The 2251-nt window shown below is 61.9% G+C and carries 4 protein-coding genes; all 4 read left to right on the forward strand.

The window, feature by feature from the left end:
- Window positions 1-242 (forward strand): transposase (locus tag AWU74_RS05120; RefSeq protein ID WP_187150856.1); only part of this gene is annotated, 242 nt, incomplete at its 5' end.
- Window positions 243-424: 182 nt separating this feature from the next.
- Window positions 425-580 carry a hypothetical protein gene (locus AWU74_RS11630; RefSeq protein ID WP_162481717.1) on the forward strand — a complete coding sequence of 52 codons (156 nt, stop codon included), beginning with the start codon at window positions 425-427 and terminating at the stop codon, window positions 578-580.
- A gap of 25 nt (window positions 581-605) precedes the next feature.
- A complete protein-coding gene (locus tag AWU74_RS05130) occupies window positions 606-1841 on the forward strand; it encodes a class I SAM-dependent rRNA methyltransferase (protein ID WP_059369910.1) in 1236 nt (411 codons plus the stop codon).
- The coding region (locus AWU74_RS05135) for a tRNA (adenosine(37)-N6)-dimethylallyltransferase (RefSeq protein ID WP_306701008.1) at window positions 1817-2251 on the forward strand (435 nt) is incomplete at its 3' end. The genes AWU74_RS05130 and AWU74_RS05135, both read left to right, overlap by 25 nt.

Raw genomic sequence — 2251 nt, forward strand, 5'->3', positions numbered from 1 at the left:
AACTGCTCGATATGCTTAAGGAAGCGGATATAACAGCCGTCATCCCTCCGGTTAAAAGCCGGAAAGAGCAAAGAGCGTACAGTCATGAACTGTATCGGGCGCGGCACGTCATTGAAAACGTCTTCCGTGCCCTCAAGCGCTGGCGCGGAATTGCCACGCGCTACGCAAAGCTCATCGCTTCCTTCATCGCCGCCATTCATGTCAGGTGTTTGTTCCTCTACCTTCCAGTCCACACTACCTAAGGCGGTTGTCAGGCACGCAAACAGAGCAAGTTTAAGGAAGCAGCACTTACTTCAGAGCAATACAGACGTATAGAGGAGCATATATGAGAACCATGCGGCATAAGCAGCGAAAATCGGGTCTTTCTTACGGCAGAAGAAAAAAGAACAAGAAACGGAACTATTTACTGAGGAAGGCAAAGAAGGTGGCGAATGAAAAAGAAGTTGTTCGCCCCGTTGATTGCACTAATGGGGAACGTCCGTCTCCGCATGCGGCAGCGGATACGTCTCCGGTAACGCAGGCTGACGAGGACAAAGAAAAGGCGGAACAGGAAGTGAAAACGGAAGGAGAAACAGAATAAAGGCATAAGGAGTTTGCCGTGCGTCATGAGCGCTAAGTTCCCCCTCGTGTTTCTCCGCCCTTTGGAAGAAGCCGAAGTACTCCGCGGCTTCCCGTGGGTATACGGCAACGAAATCGCCTCAGTCGCGGGCGAGGCGGCAGACGGGGACGCCGTCGAAGCGTTCTCGTCCTCCGGCTTGTTTCTAGGCACGGGAATCCTCAACCGGAAGTCCAAAATCGCGCTGCGCTTCCTGTGCCGCGACCGCGCGGAGACGCTGTTCGACTCGGCGCGCGGCGTGCACACCGAACGGGCGGCGGCGTTCTTCCGCGGGAGGGCGGCTTCCGCAGCCCGCCTCCGCGCCGTGTACTATTCCCCCGCCGACTCGTACCGCCTCTGCTTTGCCGAAGCGGACGGCTTTCCCGGTCTCATAGTCGAGCGCTTCGCCGACGCGGGCGGGCGGGCGGTTCTGGTGTTCCAGTTCCTCTCCCTCGCGAGCGAAGTCTTCCGGCAGGAACTGCTCGCCGCGTTCCGCGAAGCCGCGAAGCCGGGTGCCGCATACGACCGGAGCGACGCGCCTGTCCGCGCCCTTGAAGGACTGCCCGAAGCGAGCGGCTGGCTCGGCGGGGAGTCCGACCAGCTCATAACCATTCGGGAGAACGGCGTACTGCTCTCCGTCGATATTGCACGGGGGCAGAAGACCGGCTACTTCCTCGACCAGAAGGTGAACCGCCGCGCTGCCGCCCGCTTTGCCCGCGGGGCGCGGGTACTCGACCTGTTCTCGCACACCGGCGCATTCGGCTTGAACGCGGTACGGGCGGGGGCGCAATCGGTGCTTGCCGCCGACATTTCAGCAGAGGCGGTCGCCACGCTCCGGCGGAATGTCGCGCTGAATGGTGCAAATGATGTCATGCGGGCGGTCGAAGCAGACGCATTCGACGTGCTGAGGGACTGCGAGCGGGCAGGGGAGCGCTTCGACCTCATCGTGCTCGACCCGCCCGCGTTTGCCAGAAACGCCCGATCCGTGCAGAAGGCGTTCGGCGGGTACAAGGAAATCAACCTGCGGGCAACGAGATTGCTCTCACCGGGCGGCATTCTGGTGAGTTGCTCGTGCTCTCAGTCCTTCGACGCGCCCACGTTCTACGCGATGATTCAGAGCGCCGCAGCCGATGCCCGCCGACGCGTGCAAATCCTCGAAAAGCGCGGCGCGGGAGCCGACCACCCCGTACTCGCCGGACACCCCAAATCGGAATACCTGAAATGCGCGATACTTCGGGTGCTCTAGGCGTTCTTGCAGGTATGCTGGGTACTGGAGGCGCACCGGATTCACCCGCGCCGAAGCCGAACTGCGTCGTGCTGCTGGGACCGACGGCGGCAGGAAAAACGGCGCTCGCGGTGCGGCTTGCGCGCTCGCTCGGCGCGGAAATCATCTCGGCGGACTCGCGACAGGTGTACCGCGGACTCGACCTCGGTTCGGGGAAAGACCTCGCCGAATATGCGGCGCGCGGCTCGGAGTGCGCCGTGCCTTATCACGTCATAGACGTCGCCAGCCTCGATGCCGAATACTGCGTCTATAATTTTCTGCAGGACGCATACCGCGCATTCGACGGGATTACGGCGCGGGGTCGGCTCCCGCTCGTGGTGGGCGGCTCGGGAATGTACCCCGACGCGCTGCCTCCCCACCTTGGGTTCCCC

Source organism: Treponema endosymbiont of Eucomonympha sp., from assembly GCF_001028545.1.

Coding starts and splice junctions, on each gene's coding strand:
- AWU74_RS05130 (WP_059369910.1), top strand. CDS start 606: ATGAGCGCTAAGTTCCCCCTCGTGTTTCTCCGCCCTTTGGAAGAAGCC.